General features: G+C 62.6%; 11 protein-coding genes and 1 pseudogene. 11 read left to right on the forward strand and 1 reads right to left on the reverse strand.

Annotated features, from left to right (window positions below):
• The first annotated feature begins 106 nt into the window (after positions 1–106).
• The 9 genes from OHD62_RS22385 to OHD62_RS22425 all read left to right on the forward strand — a co-directional run bounded on the left by OHD62_RS22385 (position 107) and on the right by OHD62_RS22425 (position 11,196).
• Positions 107–1,546, forward strand: a complete 1,440-nt coding sequence (locus OHD62_RS22385) for an FAD-binding oxidoreductase (protein ID WP_263787196.1) — start codon at positions 107–109, stop codon at positions 1,544–1,546.
• Positions 1,547–1,965: 419 nt separating this feature from the next.
• On the forward strand, positions 1,966–3,543 hold the full coding sequence (locus OHD62_RS22390) for a tlde1 domain-containing protein (protein ID WP_263787197.1): 1,578 nt from the start codon (positions 1,966–1,968) through the stop codon (positions 3,541–3,543).
• Positions 3,544–3,720: 177 nt separating this feature from the next.
• Positions 3,721–4,506, forward strand: coding sequence for a ThuA domain-containing protein (locus tag OHD62_RS22395; RefSeq protein ID WP_263787200.1), 786 nt, complete (start codon positions 3,721–3,723; stop codon positions 4,504–4,506).
• Between the two features lie 76 nt (positions 4,507–4,582).
• A complete protein-coding gene (locus OHD62_RS22400; RefSeq protein WP_263787201.1) occupies positions 4,583–5,641 on the forward strand; it encodes a Gfo/Idh/MocA family protein in 1,059 nt (352 codons plus the stop codon).
• A gap of 23 nt (positions 5,642–5,664) precedes the next feature.
• Positions 5,665–6,066 (forward strand): GFA family protein, encoded by a 402-nt coding sequence (locus OHD62_RS22405; RefSeq protein ID WP_263787203.1) that lies wholly within the window; start codon positions 5,665–5,667, stop codon positions 6,064–6,066.
• Between the two features lie 109 nt (positions 6,067–6,175).
• A complete protein-coding gene (locus OHD62_RS22410; RefSeq protein WP_263787204.1) occupies positions 6,176–6,988 on the forward strand; it encodes an N-formylglutamate amidohydrolase in 813 nt (270 codons plus the stop codon).
• The gene (locus OHD62_RS22415) at positions 6,985–8,850 is read left to right on the forward strand and encodes a flavohemoglobin expression-modulating QEGLA motif protein (protein WP_263787206.1); all 1,866 of its coding nucleotides are present in this window, start codon (positions 6,985–6,987) and stop codon (positions 8,848–8,850) included. The genes OHD62_RS22410 and OHD62_RS22415 overlap by 4 nt, the downstream gene beginning before the upstream one ends.
• 14 nt (positions 8,851–8,864) lie before the next feature.
• Complete coding sequence (locus OHD62_RS22420) at positions 8,865–9,911, forward strand: glutathione synthetase (RefSeq protein WP_263787208.1); 1,047 nt, start codon at positions 8,865–8,867, stop codon at positions 9,909–9,911.
• Positions 9,912–10,122: 211 nt separating this feature from the next.
• On the forward strand, positions 10,123–11,196 hold the full coding sequence (locus OHD62_RS22425; RefSeq protein ID WP_263787210.1) for a serine hydrolase domain-containing protein: 1,074 nt from the start codon (positions 10,123–10,125) through the stop codon (positions 11,194–11,196).
• Positions 11,197–11,259: 63 nt separating this feature from the next.
• Here the strand turns inward: OHD62_RS22425 and OHD62_RS22430 are convergent.
• Positions 11,260–11,376, reverse strand: a pseudogene (locus tag OHD62_RS22430) (polar amino acid ABC transporter ATP-binding protein); the annotation flags it as partial.
• Between the two features lie 118 nt (positions 11,377–11,494).
• Between OHD62_RS22430 and OHD62_RS22435 the strand changes: the two are divergent.
• Together OHD62_RS22435 and OHD62_RS22440 are read left to right on the forward strand one after the other, a co-directional pair.
• Positions 11,495–13,270 (forward strand): SLC13 family permease, encoded by a 1,776-nt coding sequence (locus tag OHD62_RS22435; RefSeq protein WP_263787211.1) that lies wholly within the window; start codon positions 11,495–11,497, stop codon positions 13,268–13,270.
• 307 nt (positions 13,271–13,577) lie between these two features.
• A complete protein-coding gene (locus tag OHD62_RS22440; protein ID WP_263787214.1) occupies positions 13,578–15,710 on the forward strand; it encodes an adenylate/guanylate cyclase domain-containing protein in 2,133 nt (710 codons plus the stop codon).
• The last annotated feature ends 467 nt before the right edge of the window (positions 15,711–16,177 follow it).

Here is a 16,177-nt window from a genome sequence, read left to right on the forward strand (position 1 = left end):
TCGCCGCCCAGCGGGCAGCCTAGAAACTTGCGCGATCCCTAATATAAGCGCACACTTCCAAGTTGGACGGGGAGAAAACGGCTCATAAGCAAAGCGGGAGGAAACCATGGACAGCATGAGCCTCACTACACTTGAACGCGGCAAGACGACGATCGATGCCGCGGCCCTGGAGGCGCTTTCGGCGCGATTGCGCGGCACGGTGCTGAGGGAAGGTGATGGCGCCTATGACGAGGCACGCAGCATCTGGAATGCCATGATCGACCGGCGGCCAGGACTGATCGTGCGCTGCGCCGGCGCCGCCGACGTCATTGCCGCGGTGAACTTCGCCAGGGAAAACCGGATTCTGGTCGCGGTTCGCGGCGGCGGTCACAACATCGCCGGCAGCGCCGTCTGCGACGGCGGCCTGATGATCGATCTTTCGCCGATGAAATCGGTGCGGGTCGATCCGCCGACGCGGCGGGTATGGGTGGAGCCTGGGGCGACGCTTGCCGATGTCGACCAGGAAACGCAGGCTTTCGAATTGGCGATACCGACCGGCATCAACTCGACCACCGGCATATCCGGCCTGACGCTGGGCGGCGGCTTCGGCTGGCTCACGCGGAAATTCGGCCTGACCATCGACAATCTTCTCAGCGCCGATGTGGTGACCGCCGACGGCAAGCTGCTGCGCGCCAGCCAGACCGAGAATCCGGACCTGTTCTGGGCGCTGCGCGGCGGCGGCGGCAATTTCGGTGTCGTCACGGCTTTCGAATTCAAGCTTCACCGTGTCGGTCCCCAGGTTCTGTCGGGACTTGTCATTCATCCCTTCGCCGATGCCCAAGAGGTGCTGCGGGAATATCGCGCGGCGCTTGAACTGGCGCCCGACGAACTGACCTGCTGGGTGGTCATGCGGCAGGCGCCGCCACTACCCTTCCTGCCGGCAGAATGGCACGGCAAGGAAGTTCTGGTTCTGGCCATGTGCTATTGCGGCGATCTTAAGGAGGGAGCGAGGGCGACGAAAAGGCTTCGCGCCATCGGCACGCCGATCGTCGATGTCGTCGGTCCCAACCCGCTCGCCGGCTGGCAGCAGGCATTCGATCCGTTGCTTACACCCGGCGCCCGCAACTATTGGAAGAGCCATGATTTCACCGGACTTTCCGACAGCGCGATCGAGGTCATCACGGCAGCGATACCAAGGCTTCCGGGACCTGAATGCGAAATATTCCTTGGCCATGTCGGCGGTGCGGCGGGCCGGGTGAAAGCCGACGAAACGGCGTTTCCGCAGCGCAGCACGCATTTCGTCATGAACGTCCACGCGCGCTGGCGCGAACCGGGAATGGACAAGGCCTGCATCGACTGGGCGCGTGGTATCTATGAGGCGACCAAGCCCTATGCCGCTGGCACAGCCTATGTCAATTTCATGCCCGAGGACGAGGCGGAGAGGGTCGAAGTGGCCTATGGCGGCAACTATCAGCGCCTTCTGGAAATCAAGCAGCGCTACGACCCGCTGAACCTGTTCCGCATGAACCAGAATCTGCGGCCGAAGGAAAATCTGCAGGCTGCATAGTATCTGTCAACTACACGATTGTGGCCCGCGTCCTGGCGTAGGGGGCGGGCCAGTCAGGGATTGTCGCAAAGGCAATTGCTGCTAGCCCTAAAGGTCTAACACCCACCCCTTTGCTTGACTCGACCGGCGAAAACGGGCAGCAAAGCCTGATATGGAGGGCAATTTTGCCACTTTCATAGTCATGAGGATACTTTTTTCGGAGTGACCGCCGCCAAATCGGCGACCGGTGGAGGGATTGGTTAACCAACTTTGTCCATCTTTTGAATCAATCGGCAACAGCAGCGAAGGGTGCCGGGGGGCATCAGGCGAACTGTGATCGTAACGGATGCGAGGGCGCAAGCCGGCAAGCCGATTGAGAGTGTTGTATGGCGTTTGTGTTTTTGAAAACCCGGGGTGACAATCCTTCTGGATTGACTTCGATGAGGCCCAGCCTGCGTTGGGTCGCGGTTCCAGCCGTCGGCGCGGCGGTCGTTTTGTGGTCGGTGGCGACCATGGCCGGCCTCTACTCGGTGGGTACATCGCTCACCGCCGCTTCCAACAGCCTGCCGCAAAGCCTGCTGGCGCCGCGCACCATTGCGTTTGCCGATCCGCGCCGCACGCTCGCAAATTCATGGGCCAATTCATGGGCGCCGCCGCTCTCCACCAGCCGGCAGGGGTCGCTGCTCAATCGATGCGACGCCGGCTGCATGCACGCCGCCGGCAGCTTCTCGCATGATGGCAAGGCGGCGCGCATCGAGCCTTTGGCGCGGTCGAACGAGGTCGCTCCTGTCCGCGACCGCTTCGACAGCGTGGTGGCGAAAGCCGCGTTGTCGCCGCAAAAGCTTGCCGCTGCCTTTGCCAATGCCTCTTCTCACGTTCCTGGCGCACCATCGGCGCTTGCCAGCCTGCCGATGGGGGCTCGCTTTGCAGGCGCCGCGCGCGTGCCGGACCCGCGTGGTCCCGCATCTGAGCGATTCGGGCCTGAGGTCGCGGAGATAGAACGATCCTCACGCCTGGCGCTGGCGTTGGCGAACGTATTGCCGGAACAGATGATCGATGTGCTGCCGCCGGCGGCAATGGCAAATGATACTGCAGCCGCGCAAGAGCCGCAGCAGGGTGAAGTGCAGGTGGCCTCGCTGCCGCCACAGGACGAGATGCCCGACAGCATTCCGGTGCCAAGCTTGCGTCCGCAGGCGAAAATCGAGCAGTCGGACGAGGCGCCGGAGGTCGAGGCGCCCAAGGCACCGAGCACCCAGCCGGCCAAGCCTTCCAAGGCTGCCCAGGCACCCAAAGCCAAGGCGAGCAGGACGGCCGATGCGCCGCAAGTCGAAACGCCACAATCTCCAAGAGCCTTGTCGCCACGGAATTCGTCACTCGCCGCGCCGCCAGGCGTGGAAGGCAGCCAGGGTATGCAAGTCAGCCCAACCAGCCGGAGCACGCGAGCCAGCCAGGGCACGCAAAACGGCCAGGGCACGCAAAGCGGCCAGGGCACGCAAAGCGGCCAGGGCACGCAAAGCGGCCAGGGCAAGCCGGCCAAGCGATCGAAAGCTCAGGCCGGCGACATGCTGGCCTTTGCCAAGCCGGACAATCCTGAGCGCGGCGTTGGCGGAGCCTTCAGGAACCTTTTCACCAGGCCATCCCTGGGCAGCGGCGTCGCCGTCTACGATATCTCGGCGAAAACCGTCTATATGCCGGACGGTTCGCGACTCGAGGCACATTCGGGAATTGGCTCGATGGCCGATCAGCCGCGCTACGCCAACCGCAAAAATGTCGGCCCGACACCGCCCGGCACCTATGACTTGAAGCTGCGCGAATCGCGCTTCCACGGCGTCGAGGCGATACGTCTCACCCCCACCAGCGGCAACAACAAATATGGCCGCGACGGTCTGCTCGCCCACAGCTATCTGCTGCGCGGCGGCCGTGCGGAATCCCATGGCTGCGTGGCCTTCAAGGACTATGCGCGCTTCCTAGCCGCCTACAAGAAAGGCAAGATCAAGCGCCTCGTCGTGCGCGGCTAACCAGCCGCTGACGCGGATCGCGTCGAAGGAGCTCGGCGCGTAGACCCGCAGCGGCGAGAATGAAAGCCGCCACAGCCACCCGATTGTCAGCAGCCGCCACCGAAACCGTTTTCATTCCCGGCCGGGCAGACTATGACTGGCCGGGGCGGGTCGGCTCCGGTTCACCAAGAGGATGTCATGACAATACGCGCTGTCGTCTGGGGCGAGAATATCCATGAGCGGACCAATGAGGTGGTCGCGGGCATTTACCCCGAGGGCATGCACGCGACGATCGCCAACGCGCTGAACACCGATAAGGGCATTTCCGCCTCGACCGCGACGCTCGAGCAGCCTGAGCATGGCTTGCCGGCCGACCGCCTGGCTGAAACCGACGTACTCGTGTGGTGGGGGCACAAGGACCATGGCGCGGTCGCCGACGAAATCGTCGAGCGCGTGGCGCGCCGTGTCTGGGAAGGCATGGGGTTGATCATCCTCCATTCCGGCCATTTCTCGAAAATCTTCAAGAGGCTGATGGGCACGCCGTGCACGCTGAAATGGCGCGAGGCAGGCGAGCGCGAGCGGCTCTGGGTGACCAGCCCCAATCATCCGATCACTGCCGGGATCGGCGAGTATTTCGAGCTCGAAAACGAAGAAATGTATGGCGAGCAGTTCGCCGTGCCGGAGCCGCTGGAGACGGTCTTCATCTCCTGGTTCCAGGGCGGCGAAGTGTTCCGGTCGGGGCTGACTTATCGCCGAGGGGCCGGCAACATCTTCTATTTCAGGCCGGGGCATGAGACCTACCCGACTTATCACGACGCCACCGTGCAGAAGGTGCTGCGCAACGCGGTGAAATGGGCGCATAACCCGCAAGGGGCAAATCCTGCCGTCCTCGAGGCGCCGAACGTGCCGGTGGAAAAGGCGCTGGAGCCGATCGTCGAGCGCGGCGGAAAACTTCATGCCGCGGGTGAACGCGGCTATCGCTAGACCATGATCCCGAATCCTGGTTCGGAAAATCCATGATCAAACAAGAAGATAAAGCTCCATTCTAAGGATAAGAATCATGCGCCTTTTGATACTCGGCACCGGCTGGATGGCGCAGGAGCACGCCCGGCAGTTCGGCAAGATCGATGGCGTCGAACTGGTCGGCGCCGTCGATGTCGACCGCAAACGTGTCGATGAATTTTCTGACAGCCACGGCATTCCCAACCGGTTCACCTCGCTGGAGGATGCGCTGGCATGGGGTGAGTTCGATGCCGCGGCAAACGTGACGCCGGATCGCATTCACCATCCGACCACGATGATGCTGGTCGCGGTGGGCAAGCCGGTGCTGTGCGAAAAGCCGCTGGCCGAAAACTTTGAGAAGGCCAGCGAGATGGCCGATGCCGCCGAGCGGGCCGGCATCATCAACATGGTCAACCTGACCTATCGCAATGTGGCGGCGCTGCAGAAGGCGCGCGCCATGGTGCTGGCCGGCGAGATCGGCGAGGTCCGGCATGTCGAGGCGTCCTATCTGCAGAGCTGGCTGGTGTCCAAGTTCTGGGGCGACTGGCGCACGGACCCGAAATGGCTGTGGCGCCTGTCGCGCGGCCACGGCTCCAATGGCGTGCTGGGCGACGTCGGCATCCACATCCTCGATTTCGCCAGCTATGGCGCGGCGCTCGACATCGACCATGTGTTCTGCCGGCTGAGAACCTTCGACAAGGCGCCCGGCAACCGGATCGGCGAATACGACCTCGACGCCAATGACAGCTTCGCCATGGCGCTGGATTTCTCCAACGGCGCGTTCGGCATGGTGCACGCCAGCCGCTGGGCGACCGGCCATCTCAATGAATTGCGGCTGCGCATATATGGCGACAAGGGCGGTATCGAAGTCGTGCACAATTTGAACGGCTCGGAGCTGAAAGCGTGCATGGGCGAGGACATTGAGAACGCCAAATGGCAGCCCCTCGATCCCGGCTCGGTGCCGACCAACTACCAGCGCTTTGTCGATGCGGTGCTGAGCGGTGTTCAAGCCGAGCCGTCGTTCCGGCATGCAGCCGAGCTGCAGAAGGTGCTCGACCTTGCCGTCGTGTCCGACGAGAAGAGGGCCGAGCTGAGGGCACATGCCGACACGCAGTGATATCTTTCGAGGAGGAGCCAGCCATGGTCACGCGCCGCGCCGAATGTTCCTGCGGTCAGCTTTCAGCCACCTGTTCGGGTGAGCCGGTACGGGTTTCGGTATGCCATTGCCTGGCCTGCAAGCGGCGTACCGGCAGTGCGTTCAGCTTCAACGCGCGGTTTCCCGAGGACAAGGTGTCGATCGAGGGACGAGCGGCGCAGTTCACCCGCATCGGCGAAGCAGGTGGCCGCGTCACCTACAGCTTCTGCCCGGATTGCGGGACCAACGTCCATTACCGGATTGACGTCCAGCCCGGCCTGATCGCCATCCCGGTAGGCGCCTTCGCCGATCCTTCGTTCCCGCAGCCCTTCCAATCCTTCTATCACGACAGCCGGCGCTACCAGTGGGTTGAGGTCAACGCCGAGCCGCTGGCGACGTTCGGCTGAAAACGCTGGGCAGACCCGACCGATGTTAGGGTCAAAACCCAATCATGCGGAACGACCGAATTCGACCCCAGGCGGAACCGTCCGCACTCTCCCCGCATTTGGATGAAGCATGAACAAGACTTCCGACAACGATCCGGGCGGGGCAGGCTGGACGATCAAGCTCGGAGAGTCTCCGATAGTCGGTACAGCCATTCACAGCGGCACCGACGTTGGCAGGGCTTGTCGATCGCTTATGTGCCTTTCCGAACCCGACCGGCGTCGAGAAGAGGACCCGTTCACCGAGCGTTTCATTGCCGATTTTCCCACCCAGATCATCGTTCATCGATCGCGCTTCCAGGTCGACCTGAACCGCGCGCGCGACGCCGCGGTCTACCGGTCGCCGGACCAGTCCTGGGGTCTGAAAGTCTGGCGAGAGCAGCCGGCCGAGGACATCGTCAAGGAGTCTCTCGCCTTTCACGACGCCTTCTACAGTGAGCTGAACCGTGTCCTTGCCGGTATCGAGGGGCGCCATGGCAGGTTCGTTCTCGTCGACGTCCACAGCTATAATCACCGGCGCGACGGGCCGGAGGCCATGCCTACGTCTCGCGACGTCGCGCCCGACATCAACATTGGTACGTCTTCCATGGACCGCGCGCGCTGGGCACCGGTCGTCGACGCTTTCATCGAGACGCTCCGCGGCCAGCGTCTCAACGGCGAACCGATCGACGTGCGCGAGAATGTGTCTTTCCAGGGCAAGGGCGAACAGACCCGTTTCGTCCATGCCAATTTCTTGGAAAACGGCTGCGCCATCGCGGTAGAGTTCAAGAAGATCTTCATGGACGAATGGAGCGGTGAGCCCGACTGGGGAACAATCGAGCGGCTGCGCGCCATGCTGGCCTCTACGGTGCCCGTCCTGGAGTCGGCGCTGCGGGCCATGCGATGAAGCCCAAGCTCGCCGAGCCCGCGCCTCCGTTGGCGCAAATCGAAGCGGACCTGGACGCGCTTTTGCGGGACGGCAAGCCAATCCGCCGCGACTTCGGCAATGGCAACCGTTTGCATATGGATCGGCCGCTGCCGTTTCTGTGTGTCCATGTTGGCTCGCATCAGGATGCGGCATTCCACGCCGTCTCCGCCAACGCCTCCTATCTGATCGCGGCCGACATCGGCCTTGCCGGCGAGGTCGCGCGGCTGGTGGCGCGAAGAATGCGCGATCACTGCGGTGCCTTCCTCATGCTGGACATCGGCGAGTTGGCCGAAGACCGGTTCCTGACGGAGGATGTTCCGTTCCTGCCACCTTTCGAGATTGCGTTGGCCTGCGGCGACACGGCGGCGGAGAAGGCGGCGCTCAAGCGCTTCACTACGGCTGCGTCCGCACGTGAAGCAAAGTACCGCACGCCTCGCGTGGACGAACTCAATCCAACGACACGCGCCGAAGCACGGCTCTGGGATGATCTCGGTGACGAGGCGTGCCTGACGGTGCGCTTCGCACCGATCTACCGGGTGCCTGGCACCAAGCGCGTCTACCCTGATCTCCACGACCTTGTCGTCGCCAACATGGTCGATTCGGCGCTTCAGGCCGTCAGCGCCTTCCTGAAGGCATCAAGGCTGGAACAGCCGGCAACCCATCGTTCGCTGGGGCGGCGCGCCTATATCGACGCGGTCGTGCGCGCCGATCGGGCGATCGACAACGTCGCGTCGACATTCGATTTTCTGCTTGCCGTCACACCGATCAATGCCGAACCAGCCTGGCTGGAATTCCAGGCCGGCGCCTTCGAGAGGGTGCCCACATTGCTCTACAGGCCGCTCGAGTTCGAGGCCGCCGCCCAGAAACGGAAGCTCTATTCGGTCTCGCTCGATCATCTGGAAGATCCGCTGCTGACCAAGCTGCTCTCCGAAAAGCAGCAGGAACTCGATCTCCAACTGTCGATGCTCGCGGCACGCGAAACGCCGCGCTTCGCCGAACTCGGAAGAGCACTCTATGGCAGCGTCGAGCCGGGGCTGGCGGCGCGCGCACGCGCCATTCTCGAAAAGGCGCCCAGCGTTGCGACGTCCCGGCAGGAGGGCCTGGGCGCCGACGCTGTCGCCGCTGCCGCACGCGACATGATCGCCGGCTACCGGGCAGCCTATCCCGAATTCGATGCTTCCGTGGAGATCCGCGGCGACCTGCCGGCCGGCCTCCTCGTCTCGCGAAACCGGCTGCTGGTTTCGCGCGATACCAACCTTCCACCGGAGCGTCTTACCGCGCTGCTTAGCCACGAGATCGGTGTGCATCTGCTGACCTACTTCAACGGCGATGCGCAGGGGCTCGCCATTTTCCGCAGCGGGCTGGCCGGCTATGAGGGCATGCAGGAGGGACTGGCCGTGCTGGCGGAATATCTGGTCGGCGGCATGACCGCGGCGCGGCTGAGGCTGATCGCGGCCAGGGTTGTCGCCTGTCAGGCGATGCTCAACGGCGCAACATTCGAGGAAACCTTCCGCATTCTCCACAGGGATTTCGGCCTCGACGAGCGGAGCACTTTCAATGTCGTACTGCGTGTCTATCGAGGCGGGGGCCTGGCAAAAGACGCCATCTATCTGCGTGGCATTGTGCAGGTCCTCGATCACCTGAAGCACGGCGGCAGCCTCACGCCGTTCTGGATCGGCAAGATCTCCGCCGCGCATTTTGGAGCGATCCAGGAACTCAACGCGCGCGGCTTGCTGCGGGCGCCGCGCCTTGAGCCTGCATTCCTCTCTTCCGACGCGGCGCGTTCGCGCCTCAAGAAAGCGATGGCGGGAATCGATCCGATCGATATGGTTGAAACCTGAGCGGAGTCTCCTCGATGCGCATTGCGTTCTTTGTCAATTCCATTGAGAGCGAGACGCCTGCCTACACGACGACAGCGTTGGCGCTGGCTGCAGTCCAGCGCGGCCATTCCGTTGTCTATGTTGAACCCGGCGACTTTATATTGCGGCCGGACGACAGTCTGGCTGTTAGCGTCGCGGTTCTGCCGGACGCTCCCTATAAGACGTCCGACAGGCTGCATGCCGCCCTGAAGGACGCCGCGAAGCAGAAAAAGACCTTCGCGATCAGCGATATCGACATTGTCTTTCTGCGCAACGACCCGTCGCTGGACGCCACCGATCGACCATGGGCCGCCAATGCAGGCGTTATGTTCGGGCGGCTCGCGGCGGAACGCGGCACGATAGTCGTCAACGATCCGGACGGCCTGGGGCAGGCGCAGAGCAAGCTCTATCTTCAGTCTTTTCCCGAGGCGGTCAGGCCGGCGACCCTGATATCGCGCAGCATCACCGAGATCCGCGCCTTCATCGACAAAAACTCGAAGGGCTGCATTGTCAAACCGCTGCAGGGGTCGGGTGGCAAGAATGTCTTCCATATTGCGACGCCCACCGATTCCAACCTCAACCAGATTTTCGAAGCGGCCAGCGGCGCCGGCTATCTCATCGCGCAGGTCTACATTCCGGAGGCCAAGGCTGGTGACGTACGTCTGTTCCTGATGAACGGCCTGCCGCTGGTGCGCGACGGCAATTACGCAGCCTTTCGCCGCGTTCCAGCCAAGGGCGACGTCCGGTCCAATATCCATGCCGCTGGAACAGCCCGCAGGGTCAAGGTAACGAGCACGATGTTAGGCATTGCCGAGATGGTGCGCCCCAAATTGATCAGCGACGGCATGTTTCTGGTTGGGCTCGACATCGTCGGGGACAAACTTCTGGAGATCAACGTGTTCACGCCAGGCGGGCTGACACGGCTCGCCGCGATGTACAAGACGGATTTTGCCGCACCCGTCATCATTGCGCTGGAGGAGAAGCGGAGGCTGCGGCTAGCCTATGGAAAGACCCTGACAAATTCGCGGCTGGCGACACTCTGAGGGACGCAGGCAAGTCGGCTAGCGGACCAGCAAATGGGGTGAGGTTCGCACTCAGCCTCCAGCGACGGTCGGCTGAAGACGCCGGCCGGGTCTGGCTGGCGTTTTAGGGGTCAAACCTAATCACTCTGAACGACCGAGTTCGGCCCTTGCAGACGTTGCCGGAACAAAGCAACCTGACACATCTACGAAACATCCAATTGGCAGGTTGGCTTTGGAAGAACTGACTCACCCACAAGATCAGAACGATGGCTGGGTGGTTTCTCGCCCTGAAGATGAAGACATGGATGCGATCCTGCTTGGCGGTCTCGCGCCGCAGTTCGAAAGCTGGACTGATGCCAACGTTCACGCAGCGTTAATTGTCCACCATGGCAAGCTTGTCTACGAGCACTACTTCACCGGCGAAGACAATGCCTGGGCAACACCTCTCGGTCGCGTTTCATATCACTCCAAACTCAGGCACGACCTGCGCTCGATCACGAAGAGTACCACATCGCTGCTCTTCGGCATGGCCGTCGATCGCGGCTGGATTAAAGACCTGGACGAGTCCGTCTTCTCTTACTTTCCCGAACACATCGATCTCCGGACCCCGGAAAAGGGCCGGATCAATCTCCGTCACCTTCTCACGATGTCGGCGGGCTTGGCGTGGAACGAATATCTTCCCTACAGCGACCCGGCCAACAGCGAACGACGGATGATCGATGCGCCCGACCAGTGCCGCTATGTGCTCGAGCAACCGATTGCGCGGCCGCCCGGCGTAGCGTACGTCTACAATGGCGGCCTAACTGCTCTCCTCGCCACAATCCTGCAAAAGACATCGGGACGACCGGTCGACGTGCTCGCGGCAGAGATGTTGTTCGATCCCCTCGGGATCCAGGATGTCGAATGGGTTCGCTATGCGGACGGCACGCCAAACGCGGTCTCGGGGCTCCGCATGCGGCCCCGCGACCTTGCCAAGATCGGCCAAGCGATCTTGGGGCGCGGGATGTGGAACGGCAGGCGGATTGTTTCCGAGGCATGGGTCGACGAGTCGACCAGTCCGCATGTGAACGGCGAAGGCCTATTCTTCTATGGTTTCCAATGGTGGCTCGGTCGGTCCCTCGTCCGTCGGCGCGAGATCAGATGGATCTCCGGCGTAGGGTACGGGGGTCAAAGGTTGTTCATCGTGCCGGAACTGGATCTGGTCGTCGTGGTCATGGCCGGGCTTTACGACAACCCTGTTCTCCAATCGGTTCCCGGAGAAGTCATCCTGCGCCGGTACGCGCTGCCGGCTGCGCTTGCAGCCTGACCGTCGGGACCGTTTTCCACCCCATCTCGGCCACCGGCGGTAGCCAACTGATGAGTCTGAACCCTAATGCCACAGGATCTTGCTCAGAAAAGCGCGGCTGCGGTCGGTCTTGGGGTGCAAGAAGAACTCGTCGGGCGTGCCGCTCTCGACGATGGCGCCGGCATCCATGAACAACACCGGGTCACTGACTGAAGTAGCGCGGGGCGGCGCAAGTCATTCGTCCTTGCGCTTTACACTTGCAACCAAGCGCTTCAGGAGGTGTTGACAGGCTGAGCCGCAGCGAGGGAGCATCCGGTCGATGCTGATCAATCAGGTTCTCGCCTTTGCCATCATCGCGCTCATGATGGCGGCGTTCGTCTGGGGCCGCTTCCGCTATGATCTCGTTGCATGCGCCGCGCTGATCGCGGCGCTCGCCACCGGGGTCGTCCCATATGATGAGGCGTTTTCCGGCTTCAGCGACGACATCGTCATCATCGTCGGCAGCGCGCTGCTGGTCAGCGCTGGCGTCGCGCGCTCCGGCATCATGGAATTCGCCCTCCAGCGCTACGCACCAAACGTGACCGGTATCCGGGCCCAGCTCGTCTTGCTGGTCGCCGTCGTCACCATACTCTCGGCCTTCGTCAAGAATATCGGCGCGCTGGCGATCATGATCCCGATCGCCTTCCAGTTCGCCCGCAAGTCCAACACCTCGCCCTCGGTGTTCCTGATGCCGATGGCGTTCGGCTCGCTGCTCGGCGGGCTGATGACGCAGATCGGCACTTCGCCCAACATCGTCGTCTCGCGCATCCGCCAGGAAATCACGGGCACCGCCTTCACCATGTTCGATTTCACGCCGGTCGGTGCGGCACTGGCGGCGGCCGGTATCGTCTTCCTGGCGCTGTTCTATTGGCTGGTGCCGGTGCGAACCCGCGAGTCCAGTTCCATCCACGAGGCGCTCGACAGCCACAGCTATGTCACCGAGGCGCGCGTCGTTGCAGACTCGGTGGTCAACGGCAAGAGCGTGGCCGACCTCCTGAAATATGCCGGAGGAGAAGTGGTGGTAACGTCGATCCTGCGCGCTCGCGCTCAGCGTATCATGCCGCTGCCCGACGCAGTCCTGCGTGAGGGCGACATCATGCTGGTCGAAGGCCTGCCGGAGGCGCTCGACCGCGTCGTCGCCCAGGCGAAGCTCAGCGTCACCGGCAGCCGCGAGGCGGCCGGGGGAGGCGGCAACGAAACGTCCACCGCCATCGAAGCCGTCGTGGGCGAACATTCCCCGCTCATCGGCTGGTCCGCGCAACAGCTGGCGCTCTACGACCGTTTCAACGTCAATCTGCTGGCCGTTAGCCGCAAAGGCGAGCGCATCAGCGAACGCCTTGGCGCAGTGACGCTGCGGATGGGCGACGTGGTCGTGCTGCAAGGCAATCCGCTGCGTTTGCCGGAAATTCTGCGCGAACTCGGAATGCTGCCGCTCGCTGAGCGCTCGATCCTGCTCGGCAGCGTGCGGCACGGCGTCGTCCCGATCCTCATCCTGGCGGCGGCGATGGGCTCCACTGCCGGCAACCTGCTGCCGGTGCCGATCGCCTTCTTCACCGCCGCCGTCGCCATGGTGCTGTTCCGCGTCATTCCGCCACGCGATATCTACAGCGCCATCGACGGGCCGATCCTGGTCATGCTCGCCACGCTGATCCCGGTCTCGGATTCGCTGCGCCGCAGCGGTGCGACCGACGTCATCGCCATATGGCTCGCCGATATCGGCGCCGCGTTGCCGCCGGCCGGAGCACTTGCGCTGATCGTGGTCGTCGCCATGGCCGTGACGCCGTTCCTCAACAACGCAGCGACGGTTCTGGTCGTCGCGCCGATCGCCGCCAGCTTCGCCGCAACGCTGGGCTATCGGCCTGAAGCCTTCCTGATGGCGGTGGCGATCGGTGCCGGCTGCGATTTCCTCACCCCGATCGGCCATCAGTGCAACACGCTGGTCATGGGCCCCGGCGGCTACCGTTTCAGCGACTATCCGCGGCTCGGCCTGCCGCTGTCGATCCTGGTCATCCTGGTCGCCGTTCCGATGCTGATGCTGGTCTGGCCATTGCGGTAGCACACTAATGCAGCAAGTCCGCTTTCGGCCCAAACAGGGCGCTTATTGTCTGGCGCTGAGCGTCGGCATGTGACGCGCAACGGCAATTACGCAGCCTTTCGCCGCATTCCAGCCAAGGGCAACGCTTTTGCCGTGCGGTCCCACGGGCAGCAAATCGACAACGCATTCCCGCACACGTCTCGCAGTAAATTTGGTATGCATATGCGAGGAAGAGGGTAACAGATGAAACACAATCTTGGCTTGCCGTCCGACGTGACGCCGACGCTCCTGTTTCCGAAGACCTGATGCAAAAGCAAAGTAAGATCTCATGTCTTCTCCAGATGTGACCGGCTCATCCAGCCCCGCGGGCTGGGGCTTGGCCGCAAAGCTGTTTACAACCCTCGTCCTTCTTGGCGCGACCGCGGTCTTGGTGACCGGGGTGCTCGGTTACTTCCGTGCCCGCGACGCCCTCGAAAAAGCAGTCTTCGACCAACTCACGGCCGCCCGTCAGACCAAGACGCGCCAGGTCGAAACCTACTTCCGCACGATCCAGGAGGAGCTGAGCCTGCTTGCTACTTCCAAGATGGTGGTCGATGCGACACGCGAGTTCCGGATCGCGGTCGACCAACTCGACCGGGCAGGCGCGCCGCCTGACCTGCAGCGGAAGGTCGGCGATTGGTACGCTGAGAACTTCATCCCCAAAATGACACGCACCTTGGGCAGGGAACCAGCCCTGTCGGACTACCTGCCGGTCGGTGGTGCCCCCTACTATCTGCAGTATCACTACATTGTGGAAAATCCCAACCCGGCGGAGCGGCGCAAGCTTCTCGACGACGCCGGCGACGGAAGCGAATACACCAGGCTGCATGCCATATATCATCCATTGATGCGCGCTGCGGCTACCACGGTTGGGTTTTTCGATCTCATGATTGCCGATCCCAAATCAGGTCGCCTGATCTATACGGTCGAGAAGGAGGTGGATTTCACCACGTCCCTTCAGTTGGGTCCGTACCGTCGCACCAACGTCGCGGCCGCCGTCGCCCGCTGCTCGCAGATCGCAGACCCGTCAGCCATCTGCCTCGTAGATTTCGCCTCTTATGCGCCATCAGGCGGCGCACCGATCGCCTTCATGGCAGCACCGGTGATTGCCCAAGGCGTCGTCATCGGCGCGCTGGTCGCGCAACTGTCGAATGATGAGATCGACAACGTTGTCACCGGCAATCGCCGCTGGCGGCAGGAAGGGTTCGGCGACACGGGTGAGGCCTACCTCGTCGGACCCGATTATCTGGCGCGCTCCGGCCCGCGTGCGTTCTACGAGAACCGGGATAACTTCTTCGCCGACCTCAAATCCGTCGGCGCTTCGGACGAAGAGATCGCCGCCATTCAGCGTTACGGGACACCAGTGCTGCATCAGCGCATCGACACCAAGGCCTCCCGTGCCGCGCTCGCCGGTGTCGAGGGCACGGGCGAGATCATCGGATACCGTGGCGTCCCGACGCTCGCTTCATGGGGACCGCTCGCGATTTCCGATGTCAAGTGGGCTCTCGTCGCCAAGATCGACAGCGCCGAGGCCTTCGCACCGATCGCCGAACTCCGCCGGGATTTGTTGCTCGTCGGAGGACTGGCGATGCTCGTGGTCGCCGCAACCGCCGCCTGGCTTTCGCGCGCGCTGCTCGGACCACTCCGCGAGCTCACTGCCGGGGTGAAACGCTTCTCTGCTGGCGACTATGCAACCAGCGTGCCGGTCCGCACGCGCGACGAGATTGGCGAGCTCTGCTCGGCCTTCAATGGCATGGTTGAGAATCTGCACCAAAAGAATGTCGTGATCGAGAACAAGAACCGCGAGAACGAGCAGCTGCTGCTCAACGTCCTGCCGGCACCGATCGCCAATCGGCTGCGCGCTGGCGAGGAGAGGATCGCCGACGGCTTCGCCGAGGTCACGGTCGCCTTCGCAGACCTGGTCGGGTTCACGGCACTGACATCGGAAATGCCGCCGCACGATGTCGTGATGCTTCTCAACGGACTCTTCACGCGCTTCGACGTTGCCGCCAATGATCTCGGCATAGAGAAGATCAAGACGGTGGGCGACGCCTATATGGCGGTGTGCGGCCTACCCGTGCCGGTGGCCAACCACGCCGAGCGCATGGTCCGCATGGCCATCCGCATGGTCCACATTACCCGCGAGCACGCGATGGAACACAACGTCTCGATGAAGCTCAGGGTTGGCGTCAACAGCGGGCCAGTGGTCGCCGGCGTCATTGGGAAGAGTAAGTACATCTATGATTTATGGGGGGACACAGTGAACCTGGCGAGCCGCATGGAGTCTGGCGGAGTTCCCGACTCTGTTCAGGTGACGCGCCCCGTCTACGAACAGCTCAAGAACCAATTCGTCTTCGAGCCGCGCGGCGCTATCGAAGTCAAAGGCAAGGGAAAAGTGGAAGCCTGGGTATTGAGATTTTAGTCGCGGAGGCAGCTCCGATGCCGACTTGCCCTCCGCCTGTTCGCCGTCAATGGCTTTCGCCGCGGGCGCGACTGGCGCGCCCTGAGGGGAGCGGACCCGAATGTCCGCTTCGCGCCTCATCTCGGTCATTGAGATATTAGCAGCCGCTTCCAAAAAGCAGACATCACAGTGACCGCGCCGTAGCTCTCGATGCGCACGATGTCGGACTCTCCAACCCGCCATTGGCAGAGATTGAATTGAAGCCGGCTGCAAGGATGTTGCCCACATGCATTTCCCAGGACGGCCATTGATCGCTCAGCAAGGAATTCCGGGCCGGTCCGGATAACCCCAGGCGAGATGGCGTCTGCTGGGTCGACGCTGGCGTCAGTCGACGTGCATCAACTCATATTAGGCCGCAATAACTTCGAGAACCACAAGGCGGACTGCTGGGGCCGGAAGAAGCTGGGGTATTTCCACACTGGTGCGAT

It is taken from the genome of Mesorhizobium sp. YC-39 (assembly GCF_025753795.1).
GTDB lineage: Bacteria > Pseudomonadota > Alphaproteobacteria > Rhizobiales > Rhizobiaceae > Mesorhizobium.